This window comes from Mycobacterium sp. 852002-51152_SCH6134967 (assembly GCF_001667105.1).
Lineage (GTDB): Bacteria > Actinomycetota > Actinomycetes > Mycobacteriales > Mycobacteriaceae > Mycobacterium > Mycobacterium neumannii_A.
Genome location: NZ_LZIK01000063.1, coordinates 64090 through 80847 on the forward strand (window position 1 = coordinate 64090; position 16758 = coordinate 80847).

The following is a 16758-nucleotide window of genomic DNA, read 5'->3' on the forward strand; positions in this document are numbered from 1 at the left end:
CGCAATGCGGCCGGGAAACTAGCATGACGTTATGGCCGCACCCCGGTACCTGGAGGTCGAGGGTCACCGGGTGCCCATCAGCCACCCCGACAAGGTCGTCTTCCCCGATATCGGCGTCACCAAGTCGGACCTGATGCACTACTACCTCAGCGTCGCCGACGGCGCCCTGCGCGGTGTCCGTGACCGACCGATGATCCTCAAGCGCTTCGTCAAGGGCATCACCGAGGAGGCCGTGTTCCAGAAGCGCGCTCCGAAGAAGCGGCCTGACTTCGTCGACGTCGCCGAGTTGAAGTACGCGTCAGGGACGTCGGCGGCCGAAGCGGTGCTGCGCGATGCGGCCGGCCTGGTGTGGGCGGTCAATCTCGGATGTGTCGACCTCAACCCCCATCCGGTTCGGTCAGACGATCTCGCGCATCCCGACGAGCTGCGCGTCGACCTCGACCCGATGCCGGGTGTCGAGTGGCCTCAGATCATCGACGTCGCGATGGTCGCCCGCGACGTGCTCGAGGACCATGGGCTGACGGCGTGGCCCAAGACATCGGGATCGCGGGGCTTCCACATCTACGCCCGCATCCAGCGGCGGTGGCCGTTCAAGTTCGTCCGGCTCGCCGCACAGGCGGTGGCCCGCGAGGTCGAGCGCCGAGCGCCCGAGATCGCCACCGCACGCTGGTGGAAGGAAGAACGCGAGGGCGTCTTCGTCGATTTCAACCAGAACGCGTTCGATCGAACCGTCGCGTCGGCCTATTCGGTGCGCGCGACCCCTGACGCCAGGGTGTCGACGCCGCTGCTCTGGAGAGAGGTGCCCGGATGCCGGCCGGACGCGTTCACGATCGCGACGGTGCCACAACGTTTCGCCGAACACGGTGACCCCTGGGAGGGCATCGACGATTCAGCGGGATCGCTTGACGCGCTGCTGGACCTCGCCGACCGGCTCGGCCCGGCGGAGAGGGCACCGCGCGGGGCCAAACGTTCGAGCGGAGGAACCGGTCGGCGGGTCTCCTCTAAGCCGCTCATCGAGATCGCCCGAACGAAGACCAAGGACGAGGCGATGGCGGCGTTGGACGAATGGCGACGACGGCACTCGGCCGCAGCCGAAAAGTTGGAGCCTGCAGACATTCTGGTCGACGGTATGCGGGGTCCCAGTTCGATCTGGTACCGCATCAGGATCAACCTTCAGCACGTGCCTGAAAACGAACGACCCGCCCAGGAGGAGTTGCTCGCCGACTACAGCCCGTGGGAGAACTACTCCGGACCCCAGTGGATGCAGCGCGACTGATTTGCTGGCTAACGCAAAAACTGCTTCTTACCAAAGTATTAGTCGCCGTTGGCGCTTGCCTTAATCTCGCGGCATAAGTTGGGCTTCATCGACGAAGCTGACTAATCGAGGAGGCGGTGATGTACGGGAATCCGACATTCGACTGCGCCGGGGCCCAGCTTCATGCCGTGTGCCGCCAGCTGGCAACGGTTGTGACGGTCGACGGCATCATCGACGACCGGAACATTGAACGGATCACCGCGTTCGCTCGCCGGTTCGTTCTGGCTGAGAAGCCGTTCATCCTCGATCTGAGCGAAGTGAGTTCGTGTGCAGAGCAACTCATTTCGTTGATGTACGACATCGATGAGTGCTGCTTCCACGCTGAGGTGGATTGGGCCGTCGTCGCCAGTGATGAAGTGCAACGAGTGTTGCATGCGTCCGGTGTGAGCGTCCCGGTCGCAGCATCGGTGCCCGATGCGCTTCATCACTTCGCGGAGAACATCGAGAAACGGCGTCGACTGCTGCCGCTGTTGACCCAGAAGACCGCATAGCGGAAGGCGACCAGGTGCTACTCGATATTCGTTGGCTCGGTTACCTGCTTGGCCGTCGGCATCCGACGGCCAAGCAGACCGGCCACGCGTTCTGAACCCGCCCCACCGTCGACCGACGCCGGTCCTCGACACGCGATGCGGTGGATCGTCGACGGTATGAATGTGATCGGATCGCGCCCCGACGGCTGGTGGCGTGATCGTCATCGCGCCATGGTGACCCTCGTCGAGCGGTTGGAATCCTGGCGGTCTCCCCGTGACGATGTCACCGTGGTGTTCGAACGCCCACCCAAGCCTCCGATCGACTCGTCGGCCGTCACCGTCGCTTATGCCCCGCGCCCGGCGCCCAACTCGGCCGACGACGAGATCGTCCGCCTTGTCCTCGCCGATGACCGGCCCGCCGACATCAGCGTGGCCACGTCCGACCGCACGCTTGCCGAGCGGGTACGCGAGGCCGGCGCGTCCGTCGTACCGGCGGAGAGGTTGCGCGATCTCATCGATCCGCGGTGACGCCTGCGGGCCGCCAATCGGGCGATCGGCCCAAGTGGCGCAGCACCCGATCCAGGTCGCTCGCGTCGGCCTGAGGTTCCACGGCACGCGCGAACGGTGAGTTGTCGGCCTCTCGGATTTCACCGTCAGGGACTCCCATCGCCAGGGGCACGACGGCCGCAACAACGTCGTCGGGCAACCCGAACGGCACACCGATGCTGCGGGCGACGTCCCACCCGTGCACGACGTAGTCGACGAAGTGAAAACCGATCGCCATCGCACCCGGAACCGTGACGTCCTCGCCGAACTCCGGTAGCGCGAACGTCGCCTCCAGCACCCCCTCGGCAGCGAACGCGGCCACCACCTCCGCGGCCGCGGCGGCATAGGCGCCGCCGGGGTCGGCGCGGACCGCATCCGCGACGGTCAGGGGCTCCCACACCCCGAGATCGCCGCCGGCTCCGCGAGCGGAGGCGGCAAACCCCTTGTGCTGCACGGTCATATGAGTCAGCAGGTCGCCGAGGTCCCACCCGCCACACGGCGTCGGACGATCGAGGTCGTCAACCGTCACTCGCGAGACGATATCGACGGAGGCGTTGATCGCTGTTCGATGGAGCGGTCGCGGATCACTAATCGTATGCATACACTTACGATATATACTCGCTTATCATTGGTCAACGCTTAATATCCCTGCATGCCGCCCAAGCCGCGACGACGAGACCTCGCGGCCATGCTCGCCCCGCTGATGCGCCGGCTGATCGCCCTGGAGACCCCCGTGCTCGCCGACCACGGCGTCTCGATGTGGGGTTACGCCGTGCTGTCAGCGCTCGACGAGTCCCCGGTACGCAGCCAGGCTGCCCTCGCCGAAGCCATCGGCGCCGACAAGACCCGGATCATCCCCACGCTCGACGAGCTTCAGGAACGCGGCTACATCGAGCGCATACCCGACCCGGCGGACCGGCGCGTGCGACTGCTGGAGATCACCGAATCCGGTCGCGCTCTTAAAGATTCGGTGCAGGCGGAGATCCAGCGCGGGGAGGAGCGGTGGCTTTCGGTGCTCTCGCCCGCCGACCGGCGAGCGTTCCTACGGGCCCTGCACGAGATGACGCGTGTCGAGGACACCCCATAGGGTTTGAGAAATGAACCGCCTCGACCGCTTCTTCGAGATCTCGGCGCGCGGCACGACGGTCGGCGCGGAGGCCCGCGGCGGGCTGGTCACCTTCATCGCGATGGCCTACATCATCGTGCTGAACCCGATCATCCTGTCCGGTTCCGAAGACGTCACCGGCGATCGACTGCAATTCGCCGAGGTTTCAGCGGTCACGGCGCTGGCCGCGGGCGTGATGACGATCCTGTTCGGCCTCATCGCGCGGATGCCGTTCGCGTTCGCCGCCGGTCTCGGCATCAACTCGTTCGTGGCGACGACGCTCGTCGGCTCCCTCACCTGGGCAGAAGCCATGGGACTGGTGGTGATCAACGGGCTCATCATCGTTGTACTGGCGGCGACCGGGTTGCGGCGGCTGGTCTTCGATGCCGTGCCGATGCAGCTGAAGCTGGCCATCACGGCCGGCATCGGGCTGTTCATCTTGTTCATCGGCCTCGTCGACGCCGGGTTCATCGGTTCGACGGGTGTCGCGTCACCGCCGGTCGGCCTCGGCGGTAACGGCAGCGGCTCCATCAGCACCGTGCCCACCGTCGTCTTCGCCTTCACGCTGCTTCTGACCGGCATCCTGGTGGCTCGAAAGGTGCGGGGCGGCATCCTGATCGGGCTCGTCGCCGGCACCGTCGTCGCGGTCGTGATCGAGTCGATCTGGCACCTCGGCTCCGCCGCGGACAAGCCCGGAGGCTGGAGCCTGTCGGTCCCGACGCTGTCGGGCTCACCGTTCGCGCTTCCCGACCTGTCGCTCGTCGGCGCCTTCAGCATGGACAGCTTCGGCCGCATCGGAGTGATCGCCGCGACCATGTTCGTGTTCACGCTGGTATTCGCGAACTTCTTCGACGCTATGGGCACCTTCACGGGCCTGTCCCGCGAGGCCGGACTCGCCGACGAGAAAGGCACCTTCCCGCGCCTGCGGGCGGCGCTGGTGGTCGAAGGCGCGGGCGCCGTGGTCGGCGGCGCATCGTCGGCCTCGTCGAACACGGTGTTCGTCGAATCGGGCGCGGGCATCGGCGAGGGCGCGAGGACCGGGCTGGCCAACATCGTGACCGGCGTGCTGTTCCTCGCCGCGATGTTCATCTCACCGCTGGCGTCGGTGGTGCCGACGGAAGTGGCAGCTGCCGCGCTGGTGATCGTTGGAGCGATGATGGTGTCGCATCTGCGACACATCGACATCTCCGAGTTCTCGGTCGCGCTGCCCGTGGTGCTGACGGTGGCCACGATGCCGTTCTCGTACTCGATCGCCAACGGCATCGGCGTCGGCTTCATCGCGTGGGTGGTACTGCGGTCGGCAGCAGGAAAAGCCCGCGAGATCAGCCCACTGTTGTGGGTGGTCGCCGCGGGCTTCCTGCTGTACTTCGCGCGAGGCTGGATCGAGTCACTGCTCGGGATCTAACCCGGTCAGCGGTCGGCTTGCCGCTTTTCCTTCTCGGCGTCGGCAAGGTCGTCGATCTTGTCGGCCTGCGCACGCGTCGTGGCCGCATCGACGCGCTTGTCCTGCGCGTCGGCCATCTTGACGCTGGCCACCTTCGCTGCGCTGCGCTCGGCCGCGTCGATCTGCTCTTCTTCGCGGCGCTTGGCCGTTTCGACGTTCTTCTTGCGCTGCTCGGCGATCTCGTCGGCCTTCTTCTTGTCCTCGACGATCTTCTTCTCGGCGTTCTCGACCGCCGCGCGCTTCCGCTCCTGCGCATCGGTACGCGCCTGGCGGGCTTCGGCCTCGGTCTCCTCGAACGTCTTCTGCTTGTCCTGCAGCGCCTTCTCGCGGGTCACCTTCAGCTCTCGGCCCGCCTGCTTGACATTCTCGTTGGCGGCCGCGTCGAGTTCTGCCGCGCGGCGCAGCGCGTCGCTGCGCTCGACGAGGGTGACGCCGCGCTTCTGGAGCTCGTGATCACCGAGCGCCGTGCCCACCGCGGTGTCGAGCATCCCGAGGGAACGCTCGTAGAACAGCCGGGCCGGCGCTTCGTCGTCCATCCGGGCGACAAACCGGTCGTCGATCAATTGCAGCGGCACGCGGGCCACCTGGTACTGAAACTTCAGCACCGCTTTCGGAATAGCGGTGAGACTCATCGGTTCAAGCTCCTTCTACGCCCTGCTCAGGCGTCGTCGTTGAGGTTTTCGGCCTGCCGCCGGATACGGGCGGCCTCCGCTTTCGCGCTTGCCGACTCCTCGACGGCTTCGCGATGTTCTTCGAGCGCGCCGGCGAGTTGAGTGTCGGCGTCGTGCACGCCCGCCCGCTGCTGGGCCTTGGCTTCGCGTGCCTTGCGCTCGGCGTCGATTTCGGCCTGGGTGCGCTCGCGCTCGAGCTGCTGACGGGCAGCGGCTTCGGCGGCGCGCTTCTGGGCGGCCTTCTGGTTCTCCACCGCGCCCTTTTCGGCGGCCGCTTCGGCGTTCGCCGCGGTGCGCTCCTTGGCGCCTTCGCGCTTGGCCTCCACCACATCGTTGCGGGCCTCCCGCGCCTCGGCGTCGGCGACCGCGTCGATCGTGTTGGCTTCTTTACGGCGTTCGGCCTCGGCCTGCTGCAGTTGGCCTTCGGCGGTCAGCGAGTCGTTTCCGGTGATAGCGCCAAACATCTCTTTGGCCTTGCCTTTCACCGAGTCGATCAGGCCTTCGCGTGCCTGGCCGGCCTTGTCGTGGTCCGTCATTCGGGCCTCCTCTCAGGGGTCAAGGTTCCACATCCGCGCGGGTCCGAAACCCTCTGTGGGCGGATGCACAGCAAATGGCTTAGTCGCGTCGGAGATCGGGTGCGTCACCGGTGCGGCCCGGTAGCAGACCCAGACCGAGCATGCCTACAGCGAGCCCCAGGTGCAGCCGGTTCGGCGGCGTTGCTGGAACAACCATCACCGCGGGATAGCCGCTCGGGGCCGATCGAAACGCTGCGATGATGTGTCGCGTGACAGCGACGACGATTCCGGCCATCGCTCTGACCGGCTACCTCGGCGCGGGTAAGACCACGCTGCTCAACCACGTGCTGCGCCAGCCGGGTGCGCGCGTCGGCGTCATCATCAACGACTTCGGCGAACTCAACGTCGACGCCGCGCTGGTCACGGGGCAGGTCGACGAACCGGCCTCGATCGCCGGGGGCTGCATCTGCTGCCTTCCCGACGAAGGCGGGCTCGACGACGCGCTGGCCAAGCTCGCCGACCCGAAGCTCGGCCTGGACGCGATCATCATCGAGGCCAGCGGACTGGCCGACCCGATAGCGGTGTCGCGGATCATCCGATTCAGCGGGGTGGAGCGGGTGCGGCCCGGCGGCATTGTCGACGTCATCGACGCCGCCGCACATTTCGACACCGTCGACGACCACGCCACCCCGCCGGCGCGATACGGGGCGGCCACCCTTGTGGTGGTCAACAAACTCGACCAGATCTCCGAGGACGCCCGCGAAGAGACGCTCGGGCAGATCGAAAAGCGTGTGCGCGAACGGAATCCGGACGCACACGTCGTGGGTGCGACGGCCGGACGTGTCGATCCGGCGCTGCTGTACGACGTGTCCGCATCCGTCGACGTCGGCGAGCAACTCTCCCTGCGCGAACTGCTCGTCGACACCGGAGACGCACATGATCACCCGCACGTGCACGCCGATTCGGTCACGGTGACCAGCAATGGTTGCGTCGATCCCGCGGCGCTGATCGACCTGCTCGAAACGCCACCCCCGGGCGTGTACCGACTCAAGGGCACGGTCGCGGTGCGGTACCGAGAGCGCACGCGCCGCTATGTCGTCAATGTGGTCGGCACGTCTGTCCACATCGCGAACGCGCCGTCGACGGCGGTCGCCAACGGACTCGTCGCGATCGGCACCCATGTCGACGTCGACGACGTCCGCGCGCGCATGACCGCGGCGCTGTTACCGCACGACGGCGTGGTCTCGGCCGCGGGGGTTCGGCGGCTGCAGCGCTACCGCCGACTCAGCATCTGATCGCCACCCCGCGCTTATGGTGAGGTGATGAGCGCCGAGGAGCAGCGCGCCGGGGTCGACCTGACCAACCTCGACCAACCGTTGACCCCGGACGCCAATGCCACCAAGCGCGATCTGATCGACTACCTCGACGCGGTGTCCGATCGGATTCTTCCCGGCCTCGCGGGACGTCCCCTGACGGTGTTGCGGGTGCTGCGCGGGCGGGCACCGTTCATGCAGAAGAACGTGCCGAAGTACACCCCCGAGTGGGTGAAAACCGTCTCGATGTGGGCCGAGTCCTCCCACCGAGAGGTCCGCTATGCCCTGTGCGACGATCGGCGCACGTTGCTGTGGCTGGCCAACCAGCGCGCCGTCGAGTACCACCCCACGCTCGGGCTGGCCGAGAACATCTACCGCCCAACGCATCTGGTGCTCGACCTCGACCCGCCGGAGGGAAGCGACTTCGCGGCCGTCGTCGCCACGGCTCACCTTGTGCGGCAGGCGCTTTCGGACTGCGGCCTGGCCGGAGCGGTGAAGACGAGCGGCGCCAAGGGAGTGCACGTGTTCGTCCCGGTCGACGACAGCGCACCGGTCGACGACGTCGCGGCGGCCACCCGTGCGCTGGCCGCTCGCGCAGAATCACTCGACCCTTCCCGTGCTACTACGGCTTTCATCGTCGACGACCGCCAGGGCAAGGTTTTCATCGACTCCACCCGCGCCGGGGGCGCGACGGTCGTCGCCGCATACAGTCCCCGGTTGCGCCCCGGCACCCCTGTGTCGTTCCCGGTCGCCTGGTCGGACCTGGACCGCATCACACCGGCGGACTTCACCGTGCACACCGCGATCGACGTCCTGGGCGGCAGCGACCCATGGGCGCAGGCGATGCCGGCACCGCAGACGCTGCCCCCCGACCTGATCGAGCACGGAAGGACCATCCCCGTCGCGCGGGTGGCCGCGATGCACGAGGGCAAGCGGCGGGCGCGTGCGCGCCGCAACAAGGGCGGCTGACGTCGGATTCACCCGGCCGGTTAGCGGGTATCGACAGCGCATCGGCGGAGGGATTCCGGGATGGTGGGCTGGCTGGACCGGCTGCAGCGACGCAACCGCCGCGTGGGTTTCCTCATCGCGGTGATCTACAAGTACGTCGATGATCAAGGCGGCTATCTAGCCGCGCTGATCACCTATTACGCGTTCGTCTCCCTGTTCCCGTTGCTGTTGCTGCTGACCACCGCGCTTGGGGTCATACTCGTCGGCCGCCCGGAGATTCAGCAACAGATCCTGCAGTCCACGCTCGGCCAGTTCCCCGTCATCGGTAGCCAGCTCGAACGGCCGGAGCAACTCAGCGGTGGCGTCACGGCCGTCGTGGTCGGGATCGCCGGTGCGCTGTACGGCGGTCTCGGTGTCGGGCAGGCGCTGCAGAACGCGATGGACTCGGTATGGGCGGTGCCCCGCAACAACCGCCCGGACCCGATCCGGTCGAGGCTGCGCAGCCTGCTGTTGTTGTTCGTGCTCGGTTCGGCCGCGGTCACCGCGACCGTGTTGTCGGCGGTCGGCCACGCGACGGCCAGTTTGGGGTGGTTCGGGAAAGTGGGCGTCACCGTCGCCACCGTCGCGATCAACGCACTCATCTGCCTGGTCGCGTTCCGCGTCACCACCGCCCGTTCCGTGTCGTACCGCGACGTGCTCCCAGGCGCCCTCGCGGCAGCGGTGATATGGCAGCTGCTGCAGTGGTTCGGCGCGAACTACGTCTCCCACGTCGTCAAATCGACCAGCGCGACCAACAGCGTGTTCGCGTTGGTTCTGGGCCTGCTTGCGTTCCTGTATCTGGTTTCGGTGACGTTGGTGATGTGCGCCGAAGTCAACGTTGTGCGCGTCGACCAGCTGTATCCCCGTTCACTGATGACGCCATTCACCGACGACGTCGACCTCACTTCGGCCGACCGGCGCACCTACACCCGACGGGCGAAAGCCGAACGGGCGAAAGGCTTTCAGAAGGTCAGTGTGCGGTTCGATCCGACCCGTGAAACTTCTCCTGATCAATCCGGCGAGGTGCCGGACAGCCAGGGTTGATCCCACCTGTCCACCGCCGCCACTTCCGACAACGGCTTACGACGGACTGTGTGATGGTGGCCCGCCGGCCATCCCAGCGTCACCAACGCCGCCGGCATCCAGTCGTCCGGGATCCCGATCAATGAGCGCAACCGCTCTTCACAGCCCATGTGCCACAACGTGATCGCCGCCCCGAGCCCCTGGGCGCGGGCGGCCAACAGGAAATTCTGCACCGCCGGGAAGATCGAACCGCCTTGCTGTAGCTCGGATGCCCCAGCTTGCGGCCGGACGCAGAAGAGGACGAGACCGGGTGCGGCGCCGCCGTTCCGCATGTGGTCGGCCATCGATCTCAGCACCCGAGACCGCGAATCGTCCGCGCCGTCATCGGGAGACGTGATTCCGTAGAACCGCTGCAGCTCGTCCCACGTTCGGTGTGCGGCCGCGGTGACAAGCGCACGGGACTGCTCGGAGCGCAGCACCACGAACCGCCACGGCTGTTGGTTGGCACCCGACGGCGCCCAGCTGGCCGCTCGCAGACACCTCTGCAGCATCGCATCGTCGACCGGTTCGTCGCGATACCGCCGCACCGCCGACGCGGTCTCCATCACCGTCCAGATGTCCGTCGACACGGCCGGGGCCCGGTTCACGACGTTGTCGTGCCGGGTAGGACGCCCCGCCATGTGCCACCGCGCACGGGTCCGGTGATCAACGGCAGGTCCAGCGTCGACAGCACTCCGGGTGGTGCGGCCATCACGGCCGGAATGGCGTTCAACTCACGCATCACGGTCGCATATGTCAAGCCACGCATATTGTTTCCACGCCCGTGCATCTCGATGTCGACGGTGTAGGTGGGCAGCCCGTCGACGATGACACGGTAACCGCCGTGCGGGGAGGGGTGGCGCGGCCAGTCCGGAGCCGATTGCTCACCCATGCGTGTGATGTGCTCGAGCACGACGCGTTCCTCGTCGTCCACCATGCCCGCCAACTTGAACCGCATGCCGCCCATGGTGCCCGGGGCGATCCAGCCCGACGCGACCTCGTAGCGTTCGGTGGCCAACCACTTGTCGATCGTGGTGACGACGCGGTCGAGAGGAAGGCCCACGCCGTCGGCGACGAGATGGACTGTCGGTGCCCACAGCGCCGCGAGGCGCTCGGTGTCGAACAGCGGCGCCGAATGGTCGGGCGGGTGGCCGAAACCCATGAAGTCAAACATGATGTCGGGCTGGTTGATCGGGCCGTAGTCGAGTATTTCGAGCATGGTGATGGTGTCGACGCGACTGCTGAATCCAGTCATCGTCAATGCGATGACGTCGTTGGCCCACCCCGGATCCACACCACTGTTGAAGAAGCTCGTGCCCCCTTCCTCGCACGCCGACGCGATGAGCTCGGCAGTGTCCTTGTCGGCGGCAGGCGGGTAACACATCGGAACCAGGGAGGTGCACACCACGTTCTTGCCCGCGCGCAGACAGCGGGCGATGTCCTCGGCAGCCTCCCGGTAGCGGTAGTCGCCCGAGGCGAAATAGGCGACCACGTCGGCATCCAGCGACAGCGCCGAGTCGATGTCGCGGGTCGCGATCACTCCGGTCGCGGGCATGCCGCACAGCGCACCGGCGTCCATGCCGTCTTTGGCCTCGGCGTGTACGACCACGCCCGCGAGGTCCAGGCCGGGGTGGGCGATCAGCGCACGCAGCGCGCCGACACCGACCTGGCCTGGCCCCCACAGAACCACCCGCGGGTTACGTTGGCAGTCCGACATGTGCACCCTTTCAGTCGATCCATCCAACCCGTGAGAACATACCTTCTCAATAAACGACAACACCATTGCCAGATTGGCCCGATCCGGAGGACACAATGAGCGAGTATCAGTTTCTGAAGTGGGAGACGTTCGACGATGGCCAGATCGTTCGGATCTCGCTGAATCGTCCGGAGCAGCGCAATGCGCAGAATCGCGGGATGCTGGTCGAACTCGATGAGGCGTTCGCCCGCGCCGAGGCCGACGACACCGTTCGCGTGGTCATCCTGGCCGGCGAGGGACCGATGTTCTCCTCCGGCCACGACATCGGCTCCAAGCAGGCGCGGGCCGAGTTCATGCCGGGGCCGGAGCAGCATCCCACGGCGGCCATCAACGGCGGGACGCGCGAGGGCGCGGAAAAGATCATGCTGCAGGAATGGCACTACTTCTTCCAGAACAACCTGCGCTGGCGCAACCTGCGCAAGATCACGATCGCGCAGGTGCACGGTGACGTGTTTTCGGCGGGTCTGATGCTGATCTGGGCATGCGACCTGATCGTGGGCAGTGAAGAGGTGCGCTTCGCCGACGTCGTGGGCACCCGGCTGGGGATGTGCGGCATGGAGTACTTCGGCCATCCGTGGGAGTTCGGCCCGCGGCGCACCAAGGAGCTGATGTTGACCGGCGACGCCATCGACATCGAGGAGGCGTATCGACTCGGGATGGTGAGCAAGATCTTCAAGCGTGACGAATTGGCCGATCGCACACTGGAAATGGCACGGCGGATCGCCACGGTACCGACGATGGCGGCGCTGCTCATCAAGGAGTCGGTCAATCAGTCGGTCGACAACATGGGCTTCTACAACGCGCTGCAGTCGTGTTTCACGTTGCACCAGCTCAACCACTCGCACTGGGTGGGCGTGCGCGAGGACAAACGGGCGACCGCCGGTGAGGAGCAGGGCGTGCCGAACTGGCGGACCGCTCCCCCGATCGTGTTGTCGGTCAAGGATCAGGTGCGCGCCGAATCCTGACGACCGTGCCCCCGCCCCCTCCCCCCTGCGCCGAACGTGGGTTACCGTCACGCGTTCGGCGGGCGAGGCGTGCATCAATCCCACACTCGCGATAGGCAGAGCCGAGTCAGCCGGCGACTGGTCCGTAGCGGGCGTCGGCCACGCGGTCCAGGGCGACCGCCGGCTCGCCGAACACCATGGCCCAGCCGCGGACTCGCCGGTAGTACAGCTGGATGTCGCCCTCCATCCCAAAGCCGTAGCCGCCGTGGATGTGCAGGCTGCGATAGGTCGCATCACGCGCGGTCTCGTAGGCGAACGCGAAGGCCATCGCGGCCAGCTCGGTCACGCGGTCCGGTTCGTCGGAGAACGCGCACGCCGCTTCGAAGGCCAACAGACGGGCACCGTCGGTCGCGGTGGCGCTGTCGGCAAGCGGATGTGACACGGCCTGAAAGGTGCCGATCGGGGCGCCGAACGCGTACCGCTGTTTGGCGTATTCGGCGCCGATCTCGACGGCCTTGGCCGCGGCACCCACGAGAGCCGCGGCGGTGAGGGTGAGCCACAGGTCGACCGCGGCGGTGAACAAGCGACGGGCGTGCTGACCCTCGGCGAGCACGGTGACGTCGCCGCGCGTCACCACGTCCGCCAGCGGTAAGGTGCCGAGATTTTCGACGTGCTCACGGTCAGTCGCAGACAACGCGACGAGACGCCCGCCGACCAGGGCCACCACGGTGTCGGCCACCGCCCCGCCGGGAACCAGTCCGAGAACATCACCGTCGCAGGACCGCGGAGCGAAGCTGACGAGCCTGTCGCCCGACATGGTGGCCGCCAACAGGTCGTCGTCGCCGCAGGCGGCCAGCAGTCGGGCGGCTATCTGCGCCTCGATCACCGGCGCCGATGCGACCGCCCGGCCGTATTGCTCGGCGATCAGCGCCAACTCGAGCTCGGAAGCCCCCCATCCGCCGTCGGATTCGCCGACCGCCATCTCGACGACACCGGTCTGGACGAGGGCCTCCCACAGCTTCGGATCGAACCCGAGAGGTTCTGCGGCACGCACCCGTTGCGACGTCGACTCGCGGGTATACATCGCGGCGAAGGAATCCACGAGTTGTCGCTGTTCGCCGGACAGGCTCAGGTCCACCGGATATCCCTCACATGCGAATATGGATACTCTCAGTTTTGAGAGTAACATTATCGCCTGCGCCGCCCGCCCGCCCGGTACGCGACAGATTGGTTCCCGCTCATGCATTTTCAGTCCGACTCCGCGACCGAAGCCTTCCGGGATGGTGTCCGTAGACATCTCAGCGACGTGCTGACCCCCGACATCGAGGAACGGATCTACCGCAGCGGTGTCGCGCACGACGACGACTTCGCCAAAGGGCTGGTCGACAAGGGTTACTTCGCTCCGGGCTGGCCGACGGCGTTCGGCGGGCAGGACCGCACCGCCTGGGAAGAGCAGGCGCTCAACGAAGAACTCATGCGCACGGACGCGCCGGTATACCTGTCCGAGACCACCCGGATGGTGGCGTCGATCATCCGGCAGATCGGTATACCCGCGATGAAGGAGCGCATCCTCCCCGGCGCTTTGACCGGCGACGTCACCATCGCGCTCGGCTTCACCGAACCGGAATGCGGCTCGGATGTGGCCGCCGCGGCCACGAGGGCCGTACGAGACGGCGACGACTGGGTCATCAACGGCTCCAAAATGTTCACCACCAACGGTCACATCGCCGACTACATCTTCCTGCTGGCCCGGACGAGCCCCGACAAACCGAAGCACAAGGGGCTCACAATGTTTCTCGTGCCGACGAGCTCCGACGGCTTCGAAGCGCAAGCGGTGTGGACGCTGTCGGGCGAGCGCACGAACATCACCTTCTACAGCGACGTGCGCATCGGCGACGAGTGGCGCATCGGTGACGTCGACGCCGGCTGGCAGGTGCTGGGCCTGTCGCTACAGGACGAGCACACGTCAGGATGGGGACCTCATATCGCGCGTCTCCTGCACCATGCCGAGGAGTGGGCGACCACGGCGCGCGCGCCCGACGGATCACCTGCGATCGCGAAACCCGATGTGCGGCGGCGGATCGCGCGGGTAGCGATGGAACTCGAAGTGGCGATGCTCCTACAGCGTCGATGTGTGTGGATGACCGAGAACGGTCGTACGCCCGTCGCCGAGGGGCCGATGGCGAAAGTGTTCTCCACAGAGGCGCTCGTGCGCGCGAGCCAAGACATCGTCGAACTCGTCGGGCCCGATGCGACGCGGTCTGTCTTCGAGCCGACGGCGCCGGAGCGCGGCCGCTTCGAACACCTCATGCGCTTCGCGCTGGGCACCACGATCTATGCCGGAACCAGCGAGGTGCAGCGCACCATCATCGCCCAGAGAGGTCTGGGTCTACCCCGTTAGGTCCTTGGGTTTGCGGGTGGGGCGCTTGCGTGGCGCGGCCTTGGCGGTTACAGCCTTCCTGGGCGCGTTCGCGGGCGGAGTCAGCGCCTGCAGGCACCATGCCCACAGCTGGTCCTCGGTGAGCTCAGCGCCCTTGACACCCAGGTGGAACACCCCGATCTGGGCCAGGGCGATGAGGGTCGAGTTCAACAGCGTGGTGAGCTGAGCGGGCGTCAGATCCTTACGGACCAGCCCCGCGCGTGAGCATGCGGTGAGGATCCTGGTGAGCAGCTTCTGATGCGGCTCCCAGATCTTCGCGAAATCGGCAGGGCGCTCGATCTCCAGGCTCAAGTTGTAGATCGTCATCACGCGCCCGCCGATTGCCTCCGACGACTCCGCACGCGAGAGGAATCCGCGGCAGAACGCCTCGAGTTGTTCCATCGGGCCGTCCGCGGCCGCCACCTCGTGGCGGATCGCCTCGATGAACTGACTGGTGGCATTCTCATACAGGGCCAGAAGCAGTTCTTCCTTGCCGGCGAAATGCTGGTAGAAGGCGCGCAGGCTGAGGTTCGAGCGATCGATGAGGGTCTGGATGGTGAAGTCGGCACGACCGGACTCCTCGACCAGTTCGAGGGCCGTCGCCAAGAACCTCGAACTACGCGCGAGTGCACGCGCGCGCGCTTGGCTGAGTCGCCGCTCGATCGTTCTTTCCTGCCAGCTACCCGGCATCTCGACGTCGGTCTCGACGAGTTCCAGATCGGCTTCCGAGTCGCGGGCACTCCGCTTCTTAGCAGTCATGATTACCTGAGAATACGCGTTCCGCCGCCGATCCACCTCGGCTACCTACACGCACACGTTGGCCAAAACAGCGTGACCCCGCCGGACTTCGCGCCCCGTCGAGCGGTCCGACGGTCTCGGCGTGCCGAGCGGGGCCTGTACAGTATTGTGGAAATATTGATTCTCGATTGCGAAAACAAGGGTTTCGCGATTGTGCCGCAAGCCGTTCCTAAGGAGTGCAGCGTTGACCGCAGACATCTTGATCGTCTCACCCGACGACCATCTGGTGGAACCGGCCGATCTGTGGACCAGCCGGTTACCCGAGCGCTATCGCGATGTCGGACCGCGGATCGTCCGGCACCGGGGACGCATGGACCCGTCGGTCACCTCCGACGTCGCGTTCATCGAGGATGACGACGGCCGCGACGCCGACATCTGGCACTACGAGGATTCGATCATCCCGATTCCGCTCATCAGCGCCGCTGCCGGTTACGAACTCGACGAACTCTCCACCGACCCGATCACCTACGACGAGATGCGACCCGGCTGCTATCGACCGGCCGACCGGCTCGCGGACATGGACCTCGCCGGCATCGAGGCCTCGGCTTGCTTTCCCAACACGCTGGTCCGGTTCTGCGGTCAGCGATTCCTCTACGCCAAGGACAAAGAGCTCGCGTTGCTCTGCGTGCAGGCCTACAACGACTTCCAGATCGACGAGTGGGGCGGCGGCTCGAACGGCAGGCTCATTCCGCTGGGCATCATCCCGCTGTGGGACGTCGAGCTCGCCGTCAAGGAGGTCGAACGGGTAGCGGCCAAGGGCATGCCTGCGGTGTGCTTCTCGGAGCTGCCTGCGCGACTGGACCTGCCGTCCATCCACAGCGGTTACTGGGACCCGTTCTTCGCCGCGTGCGAGAGCAACAATGTCGGGATCATGCTGCACATCGGCTCGAGTTCGTCGTTGACGAAGTCCTCCCCCGACTCGCCGCACGTCGTCACCAGCGCACTGATGGCGGTCAACTGCACCATCGCCCTGGTCGACTGGCTGTTCTCCGGCAAGCTGCGGCAATTCCCCAAGCTCAAACTCGCGTTCGCCGAGGCGCAGGCCGGGTGGATCCCCTACTACCTGCAGCGCGTCGACGAGGTCTGGGAGGACCGTCGGGCGTGGGGCGGCATCCATCCGCTGCTGACCGAGCCGCCGAGCACGCAGGTCCCCGGCCGCGTGTGGTTCTCCACCTTTGGCGACCCGGTCGCGTTCCGCATCCTCGATCTGGTGGGACCTGACCAGCTGATGTTCGAGACCGACTACCCGCACAACGACACGAATTGGCCCAACAGCATGGACGTCGCCAACAAGGCGACCGAGGGCCTCGATGAGGAGACCAAGCGGAAGGTGTTGTCCACCAACGCGAAGAACTTCTTCGGCCTGGCCTAGGCTCAACCGCCGAGACTACGGTTTCTGACGGATTCCGGGCC

General features: G+C 66.3%; 18 protein-coding genes. 11 read left to right on the forward strand and 7 right to left on the reverse strand.

What is annotated here, in order from left to right; all coding sequences use genetic code 11:
• Positions 1–31: 31 nt before the first annotated feature.
• From A5790_RS19240 to A5790_RS19250, 3 genes are all read left to right on the forward strand, one after another.
• Positions 32–1276, forward strand: a complete 1245-nt coding sequence (locus A5790_RS19240; RefSeq protein ID WP_066847774.1) for a DNA polymerase domain-containing protein — start codon at positions 32–34, stop codon at positions 1274–1276.
• Positions 1277–1395: 119 nt separating this feature from the next.
• Positions 1396–1806 (forward strand): hypothetical protein, encoded by a 411-nt coding sequence (locus A5790_RS19245; RefSeq protein WP_064417530.1) that lies wholly within the window; start codon positions 1396–1398, stop codon positions 1804–1806.
• A 135-nt stretch (positions 1807–1941) separates the two neighbouring features.
• Complete coding sequence (locus tag A5790_RS19250; RefSeq protein ID WP_066847775.1) at positions 1942–2313, forward strand: NYN domain-containing protein; 372 nt, start codon at positions 1942–1944, stop codon at positions 2311–2313.
• Here the strand turns inward: A5790_RS19250 and A5790_RS19255 are convergent.
• Positions 2297–2932: a TIGR03086 family metal-binding protein gene (locus tag A5790_RS19255; protein WP_066847777.1), complete on the reverse strand. Its 636-nt coding sequence runs from the start codon at positions 2930–2932 to the stop codon at positions 2297–2299. The genes A5790_RS19250 and A5790_RS19255 overlap by 17 nt on opposite strands.
• Positions 2933–2983: 51 nt before the next feature.
• On the opposite strand from A5790_RS19255, the gene A5790_RS19260 reads away from it, so the two are divergent.
• Together A5790_RS19260 and A5790_RS19265 are read left to right on the forward strand one after the other, a co-directional pair.
• Entirely contained in the window at positions 2984–3418 is a 435-nt protein-coding gene (locus A5790_RS19260) for a MarR family winged helix-turn-helix transcriptional regulator (protein WP_066847780.1), read from the forward strand.
• Between the two features lie 10 nt (positions 3419–3428).
• Positions 3429–4841 (forward strand): NCS2 family permease, encoded by a 1413-nt coding sequence (locus A5790_RS19265; RefSeq protein WP_066847782.1) that lies wholly within the window; start codon positions 3429–3431, stop codon positions 4839–4841.
• Between the two features lie 5 nt (positions 4842–4846).
• Here the strand turns inward: A5790_RS19265 and A5790_RS19270 are convergent, their stop codons facing one another.
• Positions 4847–5512, reverse strand: coding sequence for an IF2 family translation initiation factor (locus A5790_RS19270; RefSeq protein WP_066847785.1), 666 nt, complete (start codon positions 5510–5512; stop codon positions 4847–4849).
• A 26-nt stretch (positions 5513–5538) separates the two neighbouring features.
• Complete coding sequence (locus A5790_RS19275; RefSeq protein WP_066847788.1) at positions 5539–6087, reverse strand: CsbD family protein; 549 nt, start codon at positions 6085–6087, stop codon at positions 5539–5541.
• A 239-nt stretch (positions 6088–6326) separates the two neighbouring features.
• Here A5790_RS19275 and A5790_RS19280 point away from each other — a divergent pair, with 239 nt between their 5' ends.
• The 3 genes from A5790_RS19280 to A5790_RS19290 are packed head-to-tail and all read left to right on the forward strand — an operon-like array spanning position 6327 to position 9410.
• On the forward strand, positions 6327–7361 hold the full coding sequence (locus A5790_RS19280; protein WP_066848327.1) for a GTP-binding protein: 1035 nt from the start codon (positions 6327–6329) through the stop codon (positions 7359–7361).
• A gap of 27 nt (positions 7362–7388) precedes the next feature.
• Entirely contained in the window at positions 7389–8348 is a 960-nt protein-coding gene (ligD, locus tag A5790_RS19285) for a non-homologous end-joining DNA ligase (RefSeq protein WP_066847791.1), read from the forward strand.
• A 60-nt stretch (positions 8349–8408) separates the two neighbouring features.
• Positions 8409–9410 (forward strand): YihY/virulence factor BrkB family protein, encoded by a 1002-nt coding sequence (locus A5790_RS19290; protein WP_066847793.1) that lies wholly within the window; start codon positions 8409–8411, stop codon positions 9408–9410.
• Here A5790_RS19290 and A5790_RS19295 read toward each other — a convergent pair.
• Together A5790_RS19295 and A5790_RS19300 are read right to left on the reverse strand one after the other, a co-directional pair.
• Positions 9377–9994 carry a nitroreductase family protein gene (locus A5790_RS19295; RefSeq protein WP_066848333.1) on the reverse strand — a complete coding sequence of 206 codons (618 nt, stop codon included), beginning with the start codon at positions 9992–9994 and terminating at the stop codon, positions 9377–9379. The genes A5790_RS19290 and A5790_RS19295 overlap by 34 nt on opposite strands.
• 38 nt (positions 9995–10032) lie before the next feature.
• Positions 10033–11118: a dihydrodipicolinate reductase gene (locus A5790_RS19300; RefSeq protein WP_066848330.1), complete on the reverse strand. Its 1086-nt coding sequence runs from the start codon at positions 11116–11118 to the stop codon at positions 10033–10035.
• 122 nt (positions 11119–11240) lie between these two features.
• Between A5790_RS19300 and A5790_RS19305 the strand changes: the two genes are divergently transcribed.
• Positions 11241–12149: an enoyl-CoA hydratase gene (locus A5790_RS19305; protein WP_066847796.1), complete on the forward strand. Its 909-nt coding sequence runs from the start codon at positions 11241–11243 to the stop codon at positions 12147–12149.
• A 106-nt stretch (positions 12150–12255) separates the two neighbouring features.
• Here A5790_RS19305 and A5790_RS19310 read toward each other — a convergent pair whose 3' ends face one another.
• Positions 12256–13266 carry an acyl-CoA dehydrogenase family protein gene (locus A5790_RS19310; RefSeq protein ID WP_066847799.1) on the reverse strand — a complete coding sequence of 337 codons (1011 nt, stop codon included), beginning with the start codon at positions 13264–13266 and terminating at the stop codon, positions 12256–12258.
• A gap of 102 nt (positions 13267–13368) precedes the next feature.
• Here A5790_RS19310 and A5790_RS19315 point away from each other — a divergent pair, with 102 nt between their 5' ends.
• Positions 13369–14529 carry an acyl-CoA dehydrogenase family protein gene (locus A5790_RS19315; protein ID WP_066847802.1) on the forward strand — a complete coding sequence of 387 codons (1161 nt, stop codon included), beginning with the start codon at positions 13369–13371 and terminating at the stop codon, positions 14527–14529.
• Here the strand turns inward: A5790_RS19315 and A5790_RS19320 are convergent.
• Positions 14518–15306, reverse strand: a complete 789-nt coding sequence (locus tag A5790_RS19320) for a TetR/AcrR family transcriptional regulator (RefSeq protein ID WP_066847806.1) — start codon at positions 15304–15306, stop codon at positions 14518–14520. The two genes, A5790_RS19315 and A5790_RS19320, sit on opposite strands and share 12 nt — an antisense overlap.
• Before the next feature lie 223 nt (positions 15307–15529).
• Here A5790_RS19320 and A5790_RS19325 point away from each other — a divergent pair, with 223 nt between their 5' ends.
• Complete coding sequence (locus A5790_RS19325; RefSeq protein ID WP_066847809.1) at positions 15530–16717, forward strand: amidohydrolase family protein; 1188 nt, start codon at positions 15530–15532, stop codon at positions 16715–16717.
• Positions 16718–16758 lie beyond the last annotated feature (41 nt).